This window comes from Spirosoma sp. KNUC1025 (assembly GCF_045160025.1).
Taxonomy (GTDB): Bacteria; Bacteroidota; Bacteroidia; order Cytophagales; family Spirosomataceae; genus Spirosoma.
The window spans coordinates 6,527,848-6,548,921 of record NZ_CP087139.1; the positions used below are offsets into that span (position 1 = coordinate 6,527,848).

Sequence of the window (21,074 nt, forward strand, 5' to 3'; positions counted from 1 at the left end):
TTTTTAGGGCGAGCAACTGTGAACCGGCGGTCGCTACCGGGAAGTATCTCTATAAAAAAGGCTCCTTGCGGAGCCTTGTAGTCATATAATTAAGTTGTCAGGCACCTACCAGTTCCCGATATGCATCAGCGGTTAGCAGACCTTCTTTCTGCGAAGCGTCTGAGGGTTTCAACCGGATAATCCAGCCTTCGCCATACGGATCGCTATTGAGTAGTTCAGGGCTTTTCTCGACAGCCGGGTTGAGTTCCAGCACTTCCCCTTCAATCGGCAAAAAAAGGTCCGATACGGTTTTAACGGCTTCAACGGCGCCAAAAACGTCACCTTTTGCCAGCGATTGGCCAACGGTAGTCACATCAATGTAGATAATATCGCCCAATTCGTTCTGAGCAAATTCAGTGATACCAATCACAGCAGTACCATCCTCTTCTATGCGAATCCACTCGTGATCCTCCGTATAACTCAATTCAGCGGGAAAATTCATTATAGAGTTTGTTATTTTGACAGGCACAAAATACGGCAGACTAGGCCGAATTTGCAAACAATAATACGGCTGGCCCGATGTATCAGCAGACCAGCCGTATTATTATTGCCTATGGTTTTCGTAGTGTGCTATTTAGCCACTGTCGACTGGTTCGGCGAGAAATTATACGCGCCAAACCGATCACCACTTTGCCGCTGAATCATCCATTGCGGATAAGGCTTGGCCGACCCACTGATTTCGTCCAGTTTCTCTAATTGCTCGGCAGTCAGGCTAATATCGGCGGCCTGAATATTATCCAGCAGTTGATCGGTGTTTTTAGCGCCGATTATTACACTTGTTACACCGGGTTTGGCCAGCACCCACGCCAGCGCAATCCGTGCTACGGATACGCCATGGGCTTCAGCCACCGTCTGCATGACGTCAATAATATCGTACGCTTTTTCCTGATTGACAGGTGGGAAATCAAAATTAAGCCGGCGCGAATCATCAGCAGGTTTGTTGTCGCGTGTGTATTTGCCCGACAAAAATCCACCCGCCAATGGGCTCCACGGCAGAATAGCCATCTGCTGATCCTGCACCATGGGCACTAGTTCATTTTCAAGATCACGCCCGGCAATGGAGTAATAATTCTGAGTTGATACAAACTTCGTCCAGCCGTTTTTCTCGGCAATGCCATTGGCTTTCATTACCTGCCAGGCCGCCAGATTCGAGCAGCCGATGTAGCGCACTTTACCGCTTCGCACTACGTCCTCAAGGCCGCGCATGGTTTCTTCCAGGGGCGTAATCGGGTCGAACCCGTGAATCTGATACAGATCGACGTGGTCCATCTGTAAGCGCTTCAGGCTGCCTTCAAGCTGCTGCATGATTTGCAGACGTCCCAGCCCTACCTGATTTTTTCCTTCGCCCATCCGACCGCGTACTTTTGTGGCAATAACCAGCTCATCCCGCGACAGGCCAAGTGCTTTGATCGACTCGCCCAGCAGCCGTTCGGATTCACCAAACGAGTACACATTTGCGGTGTCGATAAAGTTGATACCGTTATCGATGGCTGTTTTTACGATGTCATTCACGGCATCCTGAGGCAGTTCGCCGATGGCTTTCCAATAACCGCTGCCGCCAAACGTCATGGTGCCCAGGCAAATTTCGGAGACTAATACACCAGTGTTTCCAAGAGGGTGATACTTCATAGTTGATAGATTGGGTTTTGTTAGTTCAACTGAGAACCAAATGGATTGTTAAATTGCATTGAGGATTGCTTTCTACTATAAAGCGGAACAAACTGGAGTTAACTCCAGAATTCCCAAACCACTCGTTTATTTTCAAAAATGTACATCCGTGAGCTAGCCGATCGCACGGGTCTAACGCCCGATACAATTCGTTTTTACGAGAAACTAAACCTATTACAGAGCCATCGCCCGACTCGACGCGGACACCGGCAGTATAACGACTCGCATGTAGCTGCACTCCTGCAGATCAAATACATTAAAGCGATGGGCTTTACCCTGAAAGACATTCAGGAGAAATTTACGGACTGGCGAGCCGGCCGATTAACCAACACGGAAAAACGTGCCATTCTGGAAGCTCAGCTTCAGAAAATAAATGAAGCCGCAGCCGAAATCGAGCAGGTCCGGCACTATCTGCAAAAAAAGATCGGTATGTTCCCAGATTAAAGATTAGTTAGTCATTGATTGTCGTTAGTTGGCCTCCGTTCATTTACGAACTACGTAACTAGCGACAATCAATGACCAATCCCCAATTATTCAGCCAGATTGAATTTCACCTGTACCCCACCCGATGTGGTAGCCCGGCGGAATGAGTTCGATACAAGCGGATCGTTGAACGTCCGGTCGAAATAGAAGTTGAGGTTCAACCGGCGACTAACGATGTAGCTGACCTGCGGACGTAGCTGGAAATTCACGTTACCGGCCGTAATAACCTGTACATCGTCCAGTTTGCGCTGAATGGCCCGCGTATCCCGGAAGGTGAGCGCCAGTGAAAATGTTAGATCGTTTTTGAGTCGTTTGTAAGCTCCGTTGATTCGGAACGGCACCCGGAAATTCTGTTTGGTAAAGCCCATCGAAGCCGTCAGGTCTTTGTTTGTCAGCTCAGCCACCTGAGCGTTCGACAAACTCAGCGCGATGTCCCGGCTCTGATTATACTCCAGACGTCCTGTAACCCGGCTCTTGGTCTGAAACTGAACCCCAAGCATTGGCGCGAATTTCTCCGACATGGTAATGGTGCTCATAGCAAACACAGGAACGAACTGCCCCAACTGATTTACAGCACTGGCCGTAGGATAGCCCTGCACAGCCAGATTGACATAAGCCGCACCATAATCCAGGTTCGAAATAAAGTTACCAACGCTATAAGTCGAACTGTAGCTATGGTTGATCGTGAACGCGCTGAACTTTTTCTGAATAAATCGCAGGCCCGATAAACCGTTGTACGTAACCTGCCAGTTCGGGAGCGGGAAACTAAAGAAGGGCGAAAGTGGCGCTTTGTCGAGTTTTTCTTCCTTAATACCGCTGTAAGCCGCAAAGAAAGCTGGAATCAGTACGTCCTGCGACGTAGCTGTGTAATTACCCGTTTTTTCGGGGTTAGCAGCCGTCAGCTTGTCAATGAAGAACTTACGATACGATTCAAACCGGTCGAATATTGGCGATGTATTATCGTCACGCAGGCCCGAAAACGCCGTACGGAACGACCAGAACGACATGCTGAACTGCCCGTTACGTACCGCCGAGAACGTCTCGAAAGGGCCTCCCTGCGAACCGGGCCGGTAATACTCCTGATAGGCATCCGTACGATCCAGCCGCCAGTTGATCTGCATTCGGAAATCTTTGAAAGGCTCCAGCGTCGTATTGGCTGTAAACTTCTTCGTAATGTTTTGCTGAAAGGCTGTATTCAGCACCGTACTCGGTGAGAGCCAGCCCTTTGCCGCTGCCTTATAAGCGATATCATGCGCCTGACTTCCCAGCACAAATCCAAGTCCGGGCGCACTCTGATTGTTCCGGTCCAGCCCAAAGAAAGTTGGTGTAGGCAAGAAGCCCGGCAGAATGGTCGATTCCTGAACGGAATAGGAGAAATTGATACCACGAACGGTCAGCAACGTGCGTGTAAAGTTCTTTAGTACGGAGCTTTCACTTCGGGCAATATCCTCAATATCACCAGGGTTCCGTGCAAAGTTTTTGCGGATGGGAGACGGTGTATTGGCAAAGCGCAGGTACCGGATCTTGTTATAGAGACGAATCAAATCGACGCGCCCCGTAATGCCCCGTTCGCGGTTGTTACGTATAATATTGCCGAAGGGCACACCGAGCGTATCGGCCACACCGAACGAGTTGGCCTGGAATTGATAGCCCACGCCGTATATCGCATCGGCGGCAATCCAGTCGACCAGCGGAATCTTGTCTAGAGGTAATCGATACGTAGCCCGAATATCCTGCACGAAATTTTTCATCCGGCCCAGATGCTTGATGCTGTTGATGATTGAATCCCGTTTGGCCTTTGTGTCAATATCGCCAGCGGGTTCGTCGATGAGTGCGTTGGCCTGCGCGTGGTACGTCAGCACCAGGCTGCGGGTCAGGTTCCAGGTGATGTCGTAATACCGGTTAAAGAGAAAATACTTCTCAAACTGCGGTACAATCCCGTTGGTAGTCAGGTCCGACGAGCGAAGTTGTGTTTTAATAAAACTCCGGTCCATATCCGCCCGAACCGAAACCAGCGAAGGCAGCAACGTCAGGTTAAAATCTTTGAGCCAGCGCAGATAAGGCGCTTCGAACGACTGCACATTTCGGAACGGCTCGAAGGGCTTGGGTTGCGCGCTGTAGGTATAGGCAATGCCGCCCTTATGCTGTTCCTGCAGGTATTCCTGCGTTAAAATGTTCGTGTGTTTCGTATCATTGAAAGCATACGTAAACGCGAAATTTTCAATGTCCCAGAAGTGCGATTTTGAATTCGGATTCGTCTTTATTTTTCGGACGTTCGAGAAGTTATACCCCCGGCGGGTGGTGTTATCCTCAACCAGCTTGCGGTAGCTGTCCCGCTCCGATTCCGGTTTCGTTGAAATCGACATGTCCAGCGGTACGTCGGGGTCCAGTGGATCGAAATGCGGGTTTACGTTCCGATGATCGTAGTTTACGTAAAATGGAATGCGAAGGCCCCAGGTGGCAGGTAGGAATTTATCGAGCGCCAGCGCCGACGAGAACCCAAACTCGGAAGTTGTTTCGAGCGCCCGTTCGCCAATGCGGGTCTGCACGCCCCCGAACCCAAAGGTTGTAACCTTCCCGGATGCAGTCAGCGTACCGAGGTCAGCCAGTTTCATGTTTACCGATCCAACGGCAGCCATCCCCGCGTGCTGGTCATACCCGTTTGCCCGCAGTTCATCCACCCAGATCGTAAACGTTTTGGGCCGTTCGCCATCGCCATCTATTTTCGGATTTCGCAAGCCAATCATCACCGACTGCACCGAACTTAAATCAGGGTTACCCACTACGGTCAGTCGATAGTGCCCGTCGGCCGATAATTCCGTATACGGTAACGATGACTGCCGCGTAAATTGCCGGTTACGGTTGGTTTTAAGGGTGATGAGCTCACTTAAAGCAATGTCGAGGTCATTTGCCGCGGGCCAAACAGCCTCTGGAGTCTGGTTGCCGGGGGGCGTGGCAATCAGGTTCGGAATCTCAATTTCGTAGTAGTTATCGGTATAGTCCGTTCCCAGCCGCACAAAAGCCGATACCTGACCGCTTTCATTCTGGTCATTGTGCATGTGGATAAACATCTTGAGCCGCTCCCGGAACAGCAGATTGAAATTCGTATTCCGGAAAGCACCGCGAGAATCGCCGTCGCGCAGGTTCGTTACGCTCATCCGCATGGATTGCTCATTCAGCTGAACGGTCGTAACCTGTGTGTAGTCGCGGTCGCGGACATAACCCGGTGGCACGGAGTAGATGTATTTATTGCCACCCTGATTCGAAACCTGAGCACCACTGTTCTCTTCAATATTCACTGTCGAAACCGTAAAATTGGCATCATAAGGTTCAGGCACTTCCTGTAGCCCGCGTTGCGTCAGATCGCCGGTATACTTACGATACTGGTTGGCTTCCATTTGCAGTTCAGCAAAACGCAGGACTACGGGTTCGGCAAAATCAGTCAGATACATACGCATGAAGCGGATGGATTTGAACCCATTGATGCTTCCGACTTTCCGTAATGGTTCGCGCACCGGAATCCGGAACTGATACCACGTAACGGCTCCACCCGGCGCTCCCTCCGATGGCACCGTTACTTTATCGACAATGTATTTGTTGCTGCCCACTTCCAGCTTACCCGGCCGCAGGTCTAATTCATATTCGTAATACGCTTCGTTGTCGTTGATGGTGTTGTCAATGTTGAGGTCCTCAATATCGGGCAACGTCGTCGATGCGGGTGTCAGGAACTGGTTCGTGCTGGTATTTTCGGGCGAGTTATTCTCCATGCCCATATACCGTTTGTAGCGGGCGATAATGTATTTCTGCTCGTCGGCCTTTTCACCCAGATAGAACTGAAAGTCATCGGCCGAAGGGTCTCCCTGAATATCGGCCAGTACGTTCGGGTCCGTTACGCGGCTCTGAATGGTATTCAGGTAATTCCGGTAAAACTCCTGCTCCGACGTTACTCCGGTTGGAATATTCTGCAGGCTACTCAAACCATCCAGACCAATATCCTGCCGGTCGCGGGCACCACTCTGAAACGCCTGTGTGACAAACTGCTGCGTAGGCGCTTTCCCCCAATTCGTCGTTTCGATACCGCCGATCCGGCTGCTTAACGTATCGGCACTTGCCGGAAATCCGTTTTCAAATTCGTACCGGCTGTCTTTAATGACATCCTCCGAAATATCGCCGAGGTTGAAAACCAGTTTACCGCCAGTGGTATTATTTGTGTGTTGACTTGCATCGGCACTCCCCCTGATTTTACCAGATTCACCCTGCACAAACGGGTCCATCAGCCAGAACGTAATGTTCTCAATGTTGGCGTTGTCGAAATCGTTGTCCGAGGCAATGGCCCGCGTAACTGCGCCAAAATTATTTCTTGGGTTAGTCAGTAATCCGGCGGCTGTCAGGTTTGGGTTGAAGTTGTACATACCCCGTTCGCTCGGAAAGTACGATACGTCCAGAATACTCGCAGGCAACTGTACCGGAAGCACCGATCGCCCAGGAAACAGATCCGTTGGCAGAAAATACCGTTCATATACGTATTTCTTCACCTCGTCGGGATCTACATTCGAAACAACGCCCAGCGAACCCGTTGAGTAGAGACTAGGGTCAACCGAGTACACCGAGATACGTGCCCGGTTATAAGCGAACGGCAATGGGTCTTGAAACGAGCCCTGCGGAAACTGCTGGGGCGTAGCGCCCAGACGCCAGCGGGTTGGCTGGCGGGTTAAATCGAAGATCGTTCGGGCCGCTTCAAAATCATCCAGATAGCTTTCATTTCGGGCACGCGGATTGGTTCCCGGAAACAATTGAGCAACCTCACCATTAAACTGAATCGTTGACATCTCCTTGGTCTGCACCATTGGGAGCGCATCCAGCAGACGTGTCAAACCGGGAGCGTCTTTCCGAATGGTAGCGTTCAGACCAAGAATCGTATTGTTGACAGGCTCATTACCAAGCGCCACACGGGTCAGAAAACCGGCCGGCGTTTCTTTCATGTGCATGGCCGTCAGTCCGATTGTTACGTCCCGGTTAACAGCGTAATCCAGATGGGTACCGATGAGTGTCCGTATCTGATTCTGAAAGAGATCGGGCTGTTCGTAGCTGATGCGAATTTCCCGTCCGGAATTGGTGACGCTCTCGTTGATAATCCGCAGCCGCCCTACCTGCGCATCCAGTACGTAATCCTGACCGGCCACCAGTGGTACACCACCTGCCGTTACGCTCACCGATTGTTCGTTCACGCCATAAGGCAAAGCCACTTCAGCGCCATTCCCCGATTGAAACGACCCTTTCAGGAAGAACTTATTTTTTTCGGCAATCTGTGAGGCATCTGTTTGTGTGCCACTGTAAAGTTGCCTGAAAACGTATTTCGCCTTCAGGTTGTCCTCGTCTGTATCGAACTGCCTTTCCAGATAGGCGCCAAAGGGTTCCAATACCGGGAAAATGATTTTACCGTATCGGCTATCGACCGTTACGTTCTCTACAAAATCGAAGTTACCATCGGGCTGGGCATCCAGTTGCTGGTTAAGTCGGTCCATACCGAACAGCTGCACCAGTGGCCGGTTCTGCGTCCGGCGGCCTTCCTGCAGGTTCGGATTGTCGATACCCGTTATGTCATCTTTGTAAATGATACGTAGCTGAAAGCCCTGACGGGTAATTTGCGACGTACCGAGTGAATAGATGTTTTTCATCATCAGGTTCCACATCGGCAGTTGCAGGTTGTTACGGATTGTAGCCGATTTCAACAACTTCAATACGAGCACCTCGTCGGCTTTACGAGCCTGATAATCCTCCGTCAACTCACCTACTTTATAGCGTCGGCCCTGATACGTATACTCATAGGCAACGGCCAGAATTTCATCGTTCCGGAGGGGAGTCACCAGCGAGATGTAGCCAAGATCAGCCTCAAGTTTAAACTCCCGGTCTGTCAGTCGTTTGGCCCCTCGCAGCAAGTTGTAATCGGTGCCATTGGCCAGGGCAAACGTTCCCGTTAATATTTCATTGGTCTGATTAACCTGCCGGAATGGATTGTTGGCATTGGCCGTCAGTTTGCCGAAAAGTCCATTGGTAGCGTTGTCGGTTGGCGTCAGGTTACTGCGCGAAAAAGGAGGCAGGTTGGGGTTCGTCTGTGCGTATGGATTGCCCTCGCCCAAATCCTGAAAACCGGCAACATTTCGCAGCGTTTCAGTCGTGTTCGTCCGGTTGGTTACGTACACTTCAATTCGCGTTACGTTCACGCCCGACGTTACCTGAGGCAGCGATTTTAACGAACCTTCGTAGATAGAGCGGAAAAACTGCGACAGAAAGAAGTGTCGGTTTTCATCATATTGATCGGCACGAATTTCGAAAGGCCGGTTGGAGGTACCCCCGCGCAAAACAATTTCATTCTTTCGCGACCGCTGCTGCGAGGCTACCAACGTAGCGTTGAGCTTTCCAAACCGAAGCTGCGTTTTTATACCGAACAGATTCTGTACCCCCGGTATCAGCTGACTGTTGACGGTCCAGTTAATATTACCCACTTCGAGTCCCTGAATGATACTTTCATTTTGGGGCGTAAAGCCAGGCAGGGATGTACCGCCCGCGCCGGGCAAGTTCGGCGTACTTGGTAAGTTAGGTAGATTCGGCAAGCCCTGACCCGTTCCGAACGCTGGCAGATTGCCTCCTGGTTTATAGTTGAGTTTCAGCGCATTTTCGAAATTGAAACTGGCTTTTGTGTCAAAATTGGCCAGAACGCCCAGCTTTTCGCCGACTTTCCCATTGAAGTTAATGCTGATCTGCTCATTGAACAGGAAATTTCCGTTCCGACGTTGCCGCACGGGAAGCACCGGGTTGTCGATAAATTGATACAGATACCCAAAATCCAGCGTAACGAAACCGTTGGGCTTAAAATCGACCTGACTACCTCCAAAAAGCCGGTCAATAATAGGCGGCAGTTCGAGTTTCGGAATCAGTCCGCGCCCGCTCAGTGCACTTTGCCCATCCCGTTTGGCGCTGTACTCACGCCAGAGACTTTGCTCGACACGCTGATTCTGAATCTGATTGTAAGTCGAAAAAGGAATCGTTTCAGACGGGCGATACGGCAACCCATACTGCGATGGCGGCAACGAAGTTCCTGGAACAGTTGTATTAGACGTAGCGGGCGTCGATCCGGCAGCATTACCGGCAGCGGCACCGCCAACCCGCTCAGTAATGGCGATACTCCCATCGGGAGCCAGCCGGAAATCCGTCGAAACGCCTTTGGGATCACGCAAAATAAAAGGCGACTTGGATGGTGTTTCCGAAAAGCGCGTTGCCCGGCGATCAGGCCAGTTTACGGTCGGTCGCCGGTTGGCACTACGTAGTGCCCGGATGCTGTCGGTACGATTTTGAAGCGCTTGTTTGGCGGAGTCAGCCCGCATAACCGCCCGACGTCGGGCCTGTGCCCGAGCCGAGTCAGCCGCAGCCTGTTGCTGCTGACGTCGTGTTGTAGGGGCTGCTCGTCGGCTGGGCACAGGCTGATCCTGCCCCCAGCTTATGCCTAGCCCTAAAAGCAACCAAAATCCCAGCGTTTGCCAACCACTTGGCATGATCAGGAATCGGCTAACGGCAGCAAGGAGATGGCTATTAACAACAGTACTGTGAACAAAGTAAGGGTTCACCATTGAGGGCACTTTCAGTTCAGTATTGGTAGTATACGGTGTGTTCTTCTATCAAACGGCCGAAAACCGACCAATCGTCTAATTGAACGATAGAATTTTTAAACGATAATCTTAGGCTATTTTCTATTTTACAAATACGGACTGTAAAAATAAGAATTAGCGTATGATCTACCAATAATATTACTGAATGCCCTCGATTTATACCATGCAATTACCTATGGTTCTATGTGAACGAATATCTTATAACTAATTAATTACTGACTATCAGCCGATTACCTGAACTGGACGACTTCTGTTCTGCACGAGTGAATAAAGAAATACCATACCGAACCCTACCATGAGCATGATGTGCAGAAAAAACATACGAAAGTCCTGAATATACACCGCCAGTGCCAGCCCGCCCAGGAAATAGAGGGACAAAAGCCCTTCCATCACCGTCAGCCAGTTTAGTTTGCGACTTACGTATTTATTGGAATCCCACCGATCAGCGGCTGTTTTTACGTTGAATTTTGGTGTTCGTATAAACGGTGTTTTACGCCCCAGGTAGCCTTCAATAACGGCTATTGTGTTATGCAGCGACAAGCCCATCATCAGTGACGAGTACATCGGGAAATACCACATCAACCGCGTCTTTGAGGACGGTTTCAGGAACCAGAGCGGAATGCCGTAAAAGGTTATGAGAATCAACAGGTTGAACTGAAACAAGTTGATAATAAAAAACACCCACTCCCATTCGGGATGCTGGCTACGGATGTAGATCAGCGGTACGCTCATTACGCCGAGAATCAGCACCAGAATAAACGTAGCGCTGCTGAATAAGTGAAAAAACGCATGAAGTTTCATCGTAAAGGATATACCCGGCGTTCGGAGCACTTTGCCAAACAATTTCCGGGCACATTCGGCAGCGCCTTTCATCCAGCGATATTGCTGCGACTTCAGCGCATTCATGGCAACCGGCAGCTCGGCAGGTGAGCCAATGTCTTCCCGATATACAAACTTCCAGCCGCGCAACTGAGCCCGGTAGCTTAAATCCAGGTCTTCCGTTAACGTATCGCTCTGCCAGCCGCCTGCATCCGCAATGGCCGCTTTACGCCAAACGCCCCCCGTACCGTTGAAGTTAGCCAGAAAACCAGCTGCATGACGCCCGCTCTGTTCAATGGTGAAATGCGCATTAAGCCCAAATGCCTGCAATTGCGTCATCAGCGAGAATTCTTCATTCAGGTGCTCCCAGCGGGTCTGGACTATCGCTACTTTCGGGTCAGAAAAATGGGGGATTGTTTTCCTGAGAAATTCGGGGTCGGGTACAAAATCGGCGTCGAAAATGGCGATAAACTCACCTTTGGCAAACTCAAGGCCATAAGCCAGCGCACCCGCTTTGAATCCTTTTCGTTCCGGACGGCGAATGTGCTCAATGTCAAATCCCTGCTCTTTGTAGACTTTTACTTTTTCTGCAATCAGCTCCACGGTCTCGTCCGAGGAGTCATCGAGCAGCTGAATGTCAAGCTTATCTTTTGGATACTGTAGCTGAACAACCGCATCAATCAGTCGCTCCACTACGTATAACTCATTGTAAACAGGCAATTGAACCGTAACGCGGGGTAATTCGTCGGAAGGAGTCGTGTTGATCGATTGAGCCATTTTCCGACGCTCCCGTTCCGAACGGATATAAATAATAATGAGGCTTAACTGACCGCAATTGTACAGAAACAACAGCATCAGTGCCAGTCCATATAACAATAGGACCAGGATTTCCATACGTATGAGAAGTAAAGTTTACTAACATTGCCTAATAGCCTGCTGGCTTAGTACCCGAGGTAACTCAGTGTGTAAGCAAATGGTTAAGCGAAGTGACCTACCGGGGCGGCTTTGTCCGGAAGTCGTTGTTAGACTGGGCGCATTTCCAGCTAGAAAAGCAGGTTGAACGTACTGCCCGCGCCGGGTGTCGATTCGGCCGTCAGCTGGCCATTGTGGAGCTGCATAATCTGCCGCGACAAACTCAGGCCAATACCGGAGCCGGTTTTCTTGGTGGTGTAGAAGGGGATAAAAATCTGCTCCAGCGCTTCGGGTTCAATACCGGGCCCGTTGTCGATTACACGTATAATGACGCGCGGCCCCGTCGACTCGGCCTCAAGCTGAATAACCGGAACCTGCGTTTTCGGCAGACTCTCAACGGCATTTTTGATCAAATTAATCAGGACCATTTCGATCTGAGCGGCATCAGCCCGAATGGCCAGATTTGGCGACGAAACCTTGCAGGTAATGTGCGCTTTGGGCGCATTGGCCTGCGCCAACTGAACCACCGTACGTAACAGCTGCTCAACCGGAACGTCGGCAAAAATAGGTTGTGGAATCGTGGTAAAATTTCGGTACGCATCCACAAACTGCATAACACCAGCTCCTCGCTGTTCGATGGTGGTCAGAGCGTCGCGCAGGTCATTGATGGATTCGCCCACGTACGATGGTAAAATCAACGCCTGACTCTCTTCGTTGGAAGGGGCAGCCAGGGGCACCAAATCCGTTTCGACAATATCACGCATCGTACCAGCCAGCGACACAATGGGCGTAATGGAGTTCATGATTTCGTGGCGCAACACTTTTGTCAGGTTCTGCCAGGCATCGAGTTCGCGCTGCTGCAACTCCGTACGGATGTTCTGCATCGATACGACCGTTACTAAACGGCCCCGCAACCTCACCGCCGTACAACGTACCGATAGTTCGCCATCATGCCCGGTCTGGTACGATACGGGTGTTGGCGAAACGGCGGCCGTTCGTAATAGCTCTGCCAGATCGGGGTTCGTACTGTTGAGATCGTTGAGCGTACGGAGTCGGTATATACCCAGTAACCGCAAAGCCGTTTGATTGACCAGCTCCACCTGTCCGGCAGAATCGAAGGTTAGCAGCCCAACATTTACGTGCTGAACAATAGTATTGACGTAATGAAGATTCGCTTCTTTTTCGGCCCTTGCCTGTCGGAAAGCATCCAGCACTTCATTGAACTGGTCGTTTAATTCATGAAAGGTAGGGCCAAGATTACTATCGGCCCGGAACGCCACGGCAAAGTCGGAATAACGTACCGATTCCAGAAACCGCGTCAGCTTGCGGTTCAAGCTAGTAACGTATCGGTAAAGATTCAGGGCAAAGAATAAATCAGCGCAAACGAGCGGGAACAGCAACAGTCCGCTATTTTCCTGAAGATAGACGTAGGTGACCGCACTCGTCAGTACGCAGATACTGACAATACGCCAGCCGATACCAAGGGCGAAACGGTCCATAAATCAGATCAGGCAATCCAGCTAAACGGGTATTCGAGCGCCGGAATTTTGGTGCGCTCCGCCACCCGGCGCAAGCGGGTAGGCAAGGCCATCAGATAATCGCGAGCCCGTTGGCCAGCGTCGTTGAGGCCTGTAATCGAGTCGATTTGCCAGTCAACCAATAACGATTCGGCAATGTCGATATAATCATGGGTGGTATACACGCCTAAGCGCTGAGCAGCGTCGGAAAAATGGCTGAACGTTTCACCAATTTTTACGCCTGTTTCGCGCAGAAAGTGAGCGGGCATAACGATTTTCTTCCGCATCATGTCCTCAAAAGCCAGCATCATTTCGGAGGTATCGACCTCGAAAATTTGCTGGACAAATGCTTTATAAGCTTTGGCGTGGCGCATCTCATCGGACGCAATCACTCCGCAAATTTTCGACAGCTGGTTGCAACCGGCCTGCTTGGCGAGCGTAGCGGTTCGGCGGTGCGATACGTTGGTAGCCAGCTCCTGGAAGGACGTATACACGAAATTGCGGTACGGATCGCGGCCCGTACCAATATCGAAGCCATCCGCAATCAGATACTGCGTTGATACCTCCATGGCATGCATGTTCACCCGCCCCGACAGATAGAGGAATTTATTGAGCAAATCACCATGCCGGTTCTCTTCGGCTGTCCAGTTCCGAATCCAGCGAGTCCAGCCATGCGGGTTTCCCTGCTCGATGCCGTCCATATCCATCAGCCACGATTCGTAGGTGGGCAGGGCCTCCTCCGTGATGGTATCGCCAATCAACACGGCTATATAATCGTACGACAGCTCCCGACAACTTTCGCGCAGGAGCTTCACTTCGTCAATGAACGTTTCTTTGGTTGTATCAGGCAGCAGGTCGGCCGGTTGCCAATATTTCTCAATTGGTTTAAGAAACTGATCAATGGACTCATCGATCTTTTCGCCGATGAATCGCATAACCTCCAAACGTGTACCTGGTAAACTCATGTAAGTAATTAACTCAGAAAATGAACGATAAATCCAACTATTACGTAAAGTTCGGCAATATAACCGTTCGAATTAGTTCAATCCGTGTTTTTCTGCCTGATAAAAATCAGTGGTTCACTAATTTTGGGAATTGAATCGTGGTGATGTTTCGTATGAAAAAACTGTTGGATTACGTTCTAAGCGGTATATACCTGCTTTATTTCGGATTAGTACTGGTTGTTTTCCATGTTGCTCAGGTCATTGCGTTTCATGGATTTGGGAAAGAAGCCCATAAGAAATCCGTCGACTGGATGAATGCCTTCATCTCCTATGGCTGGTATCTGACAGGAAGCCGTATTCAATTCAACGACCGCCCTGACCTCCCCCTAAACCGGCCAATTATATTCGTAGCCAACCACCAGAGCATGTTCGACATCTCACCGATCATCTGGTTTCTACGTCGGCACACGCCTGTTTTTGTATCAAAAATTGAATTAGCGCATGGCATTCCCGGCGTGTCGTATAATCTGCGTAAAAGTGGGGCTGCCCTTATTGATCGCAAAGACCCCAAACAGGCGATTGTCGAGATTGCCCGTTTAGGAAAGCTTATTCAGCAAACGAATCATTCAGCCGTTATTTTCCCGGAAGGCACAAGAACTCGCTCCGTTACCGGCGAAATGCGTCCGTTCGTTACGGGTGGTGTCGCTACGTTGCTGAAACGCGCGCCCAGTGCGCTTGTTGTTCCTATTGCCATTCGTGGAACGAGGTCCTTTAATCCAAAAGGGCTCTTTCCCTTAACTTCGTTTTCGCGAATGTCGTGGACCGTCCTGCCGGGTATTGAACCCGCCGGACAAACGCCCGAAGAGGTTGTACGGGCAGCGCAGGAAGCCATTGGCGCAGAATTAGGTTTTGTCAAAGTCTGACTTACCAGCCTATCTTCTGCCCAGTATTTTGTAAAAACAAATTTTAACGCTGCTGTTGGATCGTCTAAAATAGAAACCCCTAAAGTCCGAATTTCTCCAGCCGCCGGTACAAGGCCTGCCGCGATAGGCCCAGTTCACGCGCTACGTCGGTAATGCTTCCCCGATGCTTTTGCATAGCCTGCTGAATCAACTGCCGCTCCATATCTTCCAGCTGCAAGGTCTCGTTTACTGGTGAGGCCGCAGCCGCTCCATTTTTGAACACGAAATTGCTCGGTTCCAGCAACGTACCCGGTGTCAGTTCGGGACGGGCCAGGATAACGGCGCGCTCAACGGCATGCTGCAACTCCCGCACATTACCCGGCCAACGGTACTGCTTCATCTCAGCCAGTAAAGCTGGACTTAATCCCGACACGGAGCGATTGTACTGCTTTGCGTATTTTTTCAGGAAGAATTCAGCCAGCGGACCGATATCGCTCGGACGCTCCCGCAGAGGTGGCAAATGAAGTTCGATGGTATTAATCCGGTACAGTAAATCCTGCCGGAACTGCCGTTCAGCTACCCGTTCGTTCAGATCAGCGTTGGTGGCACAAATGAGCCGCACATCGATCTGCCGGGCTTTGTTGGAACCAACCCTTGTTACCTGCCGCTGTTGTAAAACCGTTAAAAGACGAGCCTGCTGAGAAGGAGTGAGATTACCAATTTCATCGAGAAAAATAGTGCCGCCGTTGGCTTCTTCAAACCGCCCGGCCCGGTCGTCGCGGGCATCGGTAAAGGCGCCTTTTACGTGTCCAAACAGTTCGCTCTCGAATAAACTTTCGGTCAGGGCACCAACGTCGATACTTACAAACGGCTTATCACTTCGGTGCGACTGCTCATGAATGGCCCGTGCAATCAAATCTTTCCCCGTACCATTTTCGCCCAGAATCAGTACGTTCGCATCGGTTGGAGCTACCTGTTCGACCGTATCGAGAATCGGGCGCATAGCCGAACCGATGATATTCGTCTGTTTCGTCGATTTTTTATCGGGCTGCTCCTTCCCGTTTTTTTCTTTTTTGGGATCATCCTTATCGGCCTTCCGTCCTTCAACGGCTCCCCGGATTGTGTCCAGAAATTTATCGTTCTGCCAGGGCTTCAGGACAAAATCAACCGCGCCAGCCTTGATCGCTCTGACCGCCATTTCAACGTCGCCGTAGGCAGTAAACAATACAACCCGCGCATTGGGGTCAATATCCAGAATACGGTCGAGCCAGGCAAATCCCTCTCGGCCGCTGCTTACATCACGCTGAAAATTCATATCCAGCACAATGGCATCGTAGCGATTATTATTCAGCAGAAACGGAAGCTTTTCGGGATTCTTTTCTATATCCACCGCACTAACATGACGCTTTAGCAGCAATCGGGCGGCTAACAAAACGTCGGGATCATCGTCGACGAGTAGGAGTTTAGCATCTTGCATACACTAAAGATAATAGCTTGAAGGATTTGTTGCACGGCTGTGCTGATTCAACAACGAATTACGCTTTTCTTACGTACTTTGTCTGTATAAAAGTCGTTAAGCGGTCATTTCTTGTCATTAGATGGTCATTATTTCCATTGGGTGGTCAGCGATTGTCAGCAGTGGCCAAACCATCTTGGGTTTCGGCGGAGCAGTCGCCTGACAGCAACGAATACAAACGTAATGACAAGTCAATACCCGTACCGACGGACCGTTCTACATGTCTGATACGTCTCTTCCCTTTGACAACCGCTGGTTTTACGCCCTGGTTGCGGTTGGCATCGTTCTCAATGCAACTGGCCTGTTTCCGCCCGTTATGGAACTCGATGGTGCATTGTATGCCTGCATCGCCAAAACAATGGCTCAATCCGGCGATTTTGTGAACCTTTACGCCGTTGGAGCCGACTGGCTCGACAAACCTCATTTTCCGTTCTGGATAGTGGCCATAAGTTACCGAATTTTTGGCATCAATACGTTTGCCTACAAGTTTCCAGCCCTCCTGTTTTTTCTGGGTAGCGTAGTATATACGTATCAGTTTGCTCGCCTTACTTATTCAAAACTAGTGGCTCAGGTGGCTACCCTGGTGCTCCTGACGGCCTTTCATGGGGTTCTGTCGAACAGCGACGTTCGGGCAGAGCCTTATCTGATGCCACTCATCATTGGGGCGGTTTATCATTTTTATCGGGTTTTCCTGAATAGCCGAAGTTCCGTTTTGCATCTGATTGTCGGTTCGTTTTTGACAGGATGCGCCATCATGACAAAAGGTTGCTTCGTGCTTGTACCAATTGGCGCCGGACTGATTTTACACTGGCTCCTGACCGATCACTGGCGCGAACTGCTGAAACCCCGCTGGTACGTAGCGGTAGCGCTGTCGTTCCTGTTTACTTTGCCCGAAATTTATTGTTTATACCAGCAGTTTGATCTGCATCCGGAGAAGGTCATTTTCGGCAAGACCGGCGTATCAGGTGTGCGTTTTTTCTTCTGGGATAGCCAGTTCGGCCGCTTCTTCAATACCGGCCCAATAAAGGGCGAAGGTGATAAATTTTTCTTTGTCCATACGTTACTATGGGCTTTTCTACCCTGGTCTTTACCACTCTATATAAGTATTGGAAAAGCTTTAACTAATCTGGTCAAACGTAATCGATTCCTACCGGAGTACGTATCGCTGGGATCGGGACTGGCCACGTTTGTCCTGTTTTCGTTATCGGGCTTCCAGCTGCCCCATTACCTGAATATTGTTTTTCCTTTTTACGCTATTCTAACCGCGCAGTTTCTGGTCAATCTATCGCCGGTTGCCCTGCGCCGGTGGACCATCGGACAAACAGTCATTGGCCTGCTGATGGCCGTACTAACGATTGGCTTGCTACTGCTTGTTCAGCCTAACCAGGTAACAAGTGCCATCAGTTGGGTTGTGATCATTACGTTGGCGACGTTTGTAATTTTCCGATCAGTCAATCTGCTATCGCTGGCGGGTCGAATGCTGGGGGCCATGCTGGTATTAATGTGCACCCTGAATTTGTTTCTTTACCCGACGTTTCTGAACTATCAGGCCGGTATGACAGCCGCCCGGTATGCGAATGAACAACCATCCCTAGCCAAAAGCCCTACTGTGCTGTATGAACCCGGTTCGGGTGTAGGGGGTGGTAGTTTCTGGTCCTATGAATTTAATGCCCATGCACCAACGTACTACGCCCGAACGGATTCGACGCTCCATTTACAAATCCAGCATGGGCGAAAACAGGTCTTTACAACCGCCGAACAGGCCGATTCGCTTAGCAGACGCGGATTTACGGTTCATACGCTGGCGGTATTTCCGTATTTCCATGTTACCCAGTTAACCTACGATTTTCTGAATCCAGCTACTCGCTCACGGACATTGCAACCGTACGTACTGGCCGAAATCAGTGAGTAACGCCGGGCACAAAAGCGGACACGTTACGTCCGAAAGCGGACAAGAAAGCCACCATACGGTAAGGTAAATATCTGATAATCAACGATAGCCCTCAAATGGCATGACATTGGCACAGGGCATAATGGCTGATGAGTTCAGAGCGCCTGTATTCGCTCATTCACTAATTCACTCATTGGCTTATTAATTCAATGGATCGCGTCTTACCTAAACGATTTTGGACACCTCAACGTATCGCCATTTTTGGAGGAGGTGCCCTGATTCTGGGCTTACTGGCCTACACATTCGTCTTCGCCGACAGGCGTTCAAAACTCAATGTTGAGAAAGATAAAATAACTGTCTCCGACGTAACCACCGGCCCTTTTGAGGATTTCATCGCGGTAACGGGCGTAGTTCAACCCCTGAAAACCATTCGGCTCGATGCCATTGAAGGGGGTTACGTTACGCAGAAACTTGTTGAAGGGGGTAATATGGTGAAGAAAGGCGACGTACTGCTGAAGCTTGAGAACCAAAGCCTGAAACTGAGCTTCCTGCAATCGGAAACGGAAGCGAACCGACTCGTCAACGACCTGCAAAATACCCGTCAACGCATTCAGATCGAACGTTTTACGCTACGCAAAACACTGGCTGACGTAGATGCTCAGATTTCTCAGGCGAAAGACACCTACGACCGTCAGGAAAAGCTCTACAAAGATAAGGTTGTGTCGGAAGAAGATTACCTGAAAGCGAAACGGGCGTACGAGCGATTGACCAGTCAGCGCAGCATCGAGATCGAAACGCAGAAGTATCAGGAAGAAAATGCGAAGTTCCAGATCAAACAATTAGAGGGCACCTTGCAACGTACGCAGAAAAATGTGGCTCTTTGGCAACAGACGCTGGATAACCTGGTCGTTAAAGCGCCGGTGTCGGGGCAGTTGTCGAGTATTGATGTAGAAGTTGGCTCAAACATCAATCGGGGGCAGAACATTGGCCAGATCGATGACCTGAACGGTTTCAAAATGCGCGTCGGTATCGATGAGCATTACATCAGCCGGGTATTTTCGGGGCTGAAAGGTTCATTTGAGTTCAACGGCAAGATGCACGATCTCGCTATCAGTCGGGTGTATCCAGAAGTAAAAAGTGGGCGTTTCGAAGTTGATATGATTTTTCCAAGTGGAGCCCCTGAAGGAATCAAACGCGGTCAGTCGTCGCCTATTCAACTGGAATTGGGCAAAGCTGCTAAAGCTACCTTACTGCCCGTCGGCGGGTTCTTCTCCGACACCGGCGGCAACTGGGTTTACGTAGTAGACAAATCCGGCAAACGGGCCGTAAAACGGCCGATCACGCTGGGCCGCAAGAATCCGGAATTCTACGAAGTCTTAAGCGGACTGGAACCGGGCGAGCAAGTGATTACAAGTTCATATGAGAACTTTGGCGATAATGAGGTATTGGAATTTTAAGGAGGAAAGGAATAGGGAGAAGGGAAAAAGAACGTAATTATTCTTTCACTACTCTCTGTCCTAGTCCTGCTTCTTTCAAAATTTTTCTAACCGGACTTTTATTAAGCTTTGAAGCATTCGGGAAATTATTCTGCTTTGGTTAATCAAAGCTTTTCCTGATTCTTCATCGAGCAGTCCGACGCCAATAGCAATATAAAGTTGTGTTCGAAGTTCACCTGACGACCCTTTCGAAATGCGAAGAAACCGAATAAATTCTTTGTTTGAGTTATGTTCAAATCCTTCAGCAATATTAGAAGGAACTGATACAGAACACCGGCGAATTTGGTCGCGCAGGCTAAAATCTTTGCATTCAGCCAGCGATTTATATACGTCGATAGCTAAACGTAACCCTTCTTTCCATACGGTCAGATCTTCAAACTGCTCAATTTTTGCCATAAATACAGTGGGTTTTGTAAGAGGGCAAGTAAATCCTTTTTCCCTTCTCCCTTAACCCTTTTTCCTAAAAAAAAATTATGATCCAAACAGTTAACCTTCAGAAACTCTTCGCTACCGAAGAAGTTGAAACCACCGCTCTGAACGGCATCAACATGGATGTCAAGGATGGCGAATTTGTAGCCATTATGGGGCCATCTGGCTGTGGAAAATCCACGCTGTTAAACATCCTTGGCCTGCTGGATAACCCAAGCGACGGCGAATACAACTTCTACGGCACCGCTGTTGCGAAAATGACCGAACGGCAACGGGCGCAGCTTCGCAAAGGATCGATTGGTTTCGTGTTTCAGAGCTTTAACCTGATCGATGAACTGACGGTTTATGAAAACGTAGAGCTGCCCCTGCTCTACTTGAAAACACCCGCCGATGAACGCAAAAAACGCGTAGAAGAGGCTCTGGAGCGCATGAGCATCATGCACCGCCGGAATCACTTCCCGCAGCAGCTATCAGGCGGACAGCAGCAACGGACCGCTATTGCCCGGGCGGTTGTGGCGAAACCCAAGCTGATCCTGGCCGATGAACCGACGGGTAACCTCGACTCGAAAAACGGGGAAGAAGTAATGAAACTGCTGGGTGAACTTAATGACGAAGGCACCACCATCATCATGGTTACCCACTCCCCTTACGACGCCGGTTTTGCCCACCGCATTGTAAACCTGTTCGATGGCAAAGTGGTGACGGAAAATTTCCACGTTTAAAAATAAGGGAGTAGGGGGAGGAATGGAAAGAGGGGGACGAAAGGGCATAATGAAAACACATATAACCCT

At 50.0% G+C, this 21,074-nt stretch carries 13 protein-coding genes; 5 read left to right on the forward strand and 8 right to left on the reverse strand.

Annotation, left to right across the window (positions count from 1 at the left end):
* Nucleotides 1-97: 97 nt before the first annotated feature.
* The gene (gcvH, locus tag LN737_RS28635; RefSeq protein WP_405514327.1) at nucleotides 98-481 is read right to left on the reverse strand and encodes a glycine cleavage system protein GcvH; all 384 of its coding nucleotides are present in this window, start codon (nucleotides 479-481) and stop codon (nucleotides 98-100) included.
* Between the two features lie 128 nt (nucleotides 482-609).
* Nucleotides 610-1,668 (reverse strand): aldo/keto reductase, encoded by a 1,059-nt coding sequence (locus LN737_RS28640; RefSeq protein ID WP_405514328.1) that lies wholly within the window; start codon nucleotides 1,666-1,668, stop codon nucleotides 610-612.
* A 138-nt stretch (nucleotides 1,669-1,806) separates the two neighbouring features.
* Between LN737_RS28640 and LN737_RS28645 the strand changes: the two genes are divergently transcribed.
* Entirely contained in the window at nucleotides 1,807-2,151 is a 345-nt protein-coding gene (locus tag LN737_RS28645; RefSeq protein WP_405514330.1) for a MerR family transcriptional regulator, read from the forward strand.
* Between the two features lie 86 nt (nucleotides 2,152-2,237).
* On the opposite strand, the gene sprA is transcribed toward LN737_RS28645, so the two are convergent.
* From sprA to LN737_RS28665, 4 genes are all read right to left on the reverse strand, one after another.
* A complete protein-coding gene (gene sprA / locus LN737_RS28650; protein ID WP_405514332.1) occupies nucleotides 2,238-9,818 on the reverse strand; it encodes a cell surface protein SprA in 7,581 nt (2,526 codons plus the stop codon).
* Nucleotides 9,819-10,079: 261 nt separating this feature from the next.
* Complete coding sequence (locus LN737_RS28655; protein ID WP_405514334.1) at nucleotides 10,080-11,570, reverse strand: cellulose synthase family protein; 1,491 nt, start codon at nucleotides 11,568-11,570, stop codon at nucleotides 10,080-10,082.
* A 149-nt stretch (nucleotides 11,571-11,719) separates the two neighbouring features.
* Nucleotides 11,720-13,087, reverse strand: coding sequence for a PAS domain-containing sensor histidine kinase (locus tag LN737_RS28660; protein ID WP_405514336.1), 1,368 nt, complete (start codon nucleotides 13,085-13,087; stop codon nucleotides 11,720-11,722).
* Nucleotides 13,088-13,095: 8 nt separating this feature from the next.
* The gene (locus LN737_RS28665; RefSeq protein ID WP_405514338.1) at nucleotides 13,096-14,040 is read right to left on the reverse strand and encodes an acyl-ACP desaturase; all 945 of its coding nucleotides are present in this window, start codon (nucleotides 14,038-14,040) and stop codon (nucleotides 13,096-13,098) included.
* Nucleotides 14,041-14,222: 182 nt separating this feature from the next.
* Between LN737_RS28665 and LN737_RS28670 the strand changes: the two genes are divergently transcribed.
* Entirely contained in the window at nucleotides 14,223-14,972 is a 750-nt protein-coding gene (locus LN737_RS28670) for a 1-acyl-sn-glycerol-3-phosphate acyltransferase (RefSeq protein WP_405514340.1), read from the forward strand.
* A gap of 79 nt (nucleotides 14,973-15,051) precedes the next feature.
* Here the strand turns inward: LN737_RS28670 and LN737_RS28675 are convergent, their stop codons facing one another.
* Nucleotides 15,052-16,428, reverse strand: a complete 1,377-nt coding sequence (locus LN737_RS28675; RefSeq protein WP_405514342.1) for a sigma-54 dependent transcriptional regulator — start codon at nucleotides 16,426-16,428, stop codon at nucleotides 15,052-15,054.
* Nucleotides 16,429-16,687: 259 nt separating this feature from the next.
* Between LN737_RS28675 and LN737_RS28680 the strand changes: the two genes are divergently transcribed.
* Nucleotides 16,688-18,379 carry a glycosyltransferase family 39 protein gene (locus LN737_RS28680; protein WP_405514344.1) on the forward strand — a complete coding sequence of 564 codons (1,692 nt, stop codon included), beginning with the start codon at nucleotides 16,688-16,690 and terminating at the stop codon, nucleotides 18,377-18,379.
* Nucleotides 18,380-18,567: 188 nt separating this feature from the next.
* Nucleotides 18,568-19,815 (forward strand): efflux RND transporter periplasmic adaptor subunit, encoded by a 1,248-nt coding sequence (locus LN737_RS28685; RefSeq protein WP_405514346.1) that lies wholly within the window; start codon nucleotides 18,568-18,570, stop codon nucleotides 19,813-19,815.
* A gap of 75 nt (nucleotides 19,816-19,890) precedes the next feature.
* On the opposite strand, the gene LN737_RS28690 is transcribed toward LN737_RS28685, so the two are convergent.
* Nucleotides 19,891-20,250 (reverse strand): four helix bundle protein, encoded by a 360-nt coding sequence (locus LN737_RS28690; RefSeq protein ID WP_405514348.1) that lies wholly within the window; start codon nucleotides 20,248-20,250, stop codon nucleotides 19,891-19,893.
* A 77-nt stretch (nucleotides 20,251-20,327) separates the two neighbouring features.
* Between LN737_RS28690 and LN737_RS28695 the strand changes: the two genes are divergently transcribed.
* Nucleotides 20,328-21,005, forward strand: coding sequence for an ABC transporter ATP-binding protein (locus LN737_RS28695; RefSeq protein WP_405514350.1), 678 nt, complete (start codon nucleotides 20,328-20,330; stop codon nucleotides 21,003-21,005).
* The last annotated feature ends 69 nt before the right edge of the window (nucleotides 21,006-21,074 follow it).

Bases quoted from the DNA above. Each gene is read 5' to 3' on its own strand.
- gcvH (WP_405514327.1), bottom strand. From the start codon at position 481: ATGAATTTTCCCGCTGAATTGAGTTATACGGAGGATCACGAGTGGATT.
- LN737_RS28640 (WP_405514328.1), bottom strand. From the start codon at position 1,668: ATGAAGTATCACCCTCTTGGAAACACTGGTGTATTAGTCTCCGAAATT.
- LN737_RS28645 (WP_405514330.1), top strand. From the start codon at position 1,807: ATGTACATCCGTGAGCTAGCCGATCGCACGGGTCTAACGCCCGATACA.
- sprA (WP_405514332.1), bottom strand. From the start codon at position 9,818: ATGGTGAACCCTTACTTTGTTCACAGTACTGTTGTTAATAGCCATCTC.
- LN737_RS28655 (WP_405514334.1), bottom strand. From the start codon at position 11,570: ATGGAAATCCTGGTCCTATTGTTATATGGACTGGCACTGATGCTGTTG.
- LN737_RS28660 (WP_405514336.1), bottom strand. From the start codon at position 13,087: ATGGACCGTTTCGCCCTTGGTATCGGCTGGCGTATTGTCAGTATCTGC.
- LN737_RS28665 (WP_405514338.1), bottom strand. From the start codon at position 14,040: ATGCGATTCATCGGCGAAAAGATCGATGAGTCCATTGATCAGTTTCTT.
- LN737_RS28670 (WP_405514340.1), top strand. From the start codon at position 14,223: ATGAAAAAACTGTTGGATTACGTTCTAAGCGGTATATACCTGCTTTAT.
- LN737_RS28675 (WP_405514342.1), bottom strand. From the start codon at position 16,428: ATGCAAGATGCTAAACTCCTACTCGTCGACGATGATCCCGACGTTTTG.
- LN737_RS28680 (WP_405514344.1), top strand. From the start codon at position 16,688: ATGTCTGATACGTCTCTTCCCTTTGACAACCGCTGGTTTTACGCCCTG.
- LN737_RS28685 (WP_405514346.1), top strand. From the start codon at position 18,568: ATGGATCGCGTCTTACCTAAACGATTTTGGACACCTCAACGTATCGCC.
- LN737_RS28690 (WP_405514348.1), bottom strand. From the start codon at position 20,250: ATGGCAAAAATTGAGCAGTTTGAAGATCTGACCGTATGGAAAGAAGGG.
- LN737_RS28695 (WP_405514350.1), top strand. From the start codon at position 20,328: ATGATCCAAACAGTTAACCTTCAGAAACTCTTCGCTACCGAAGAAGTT.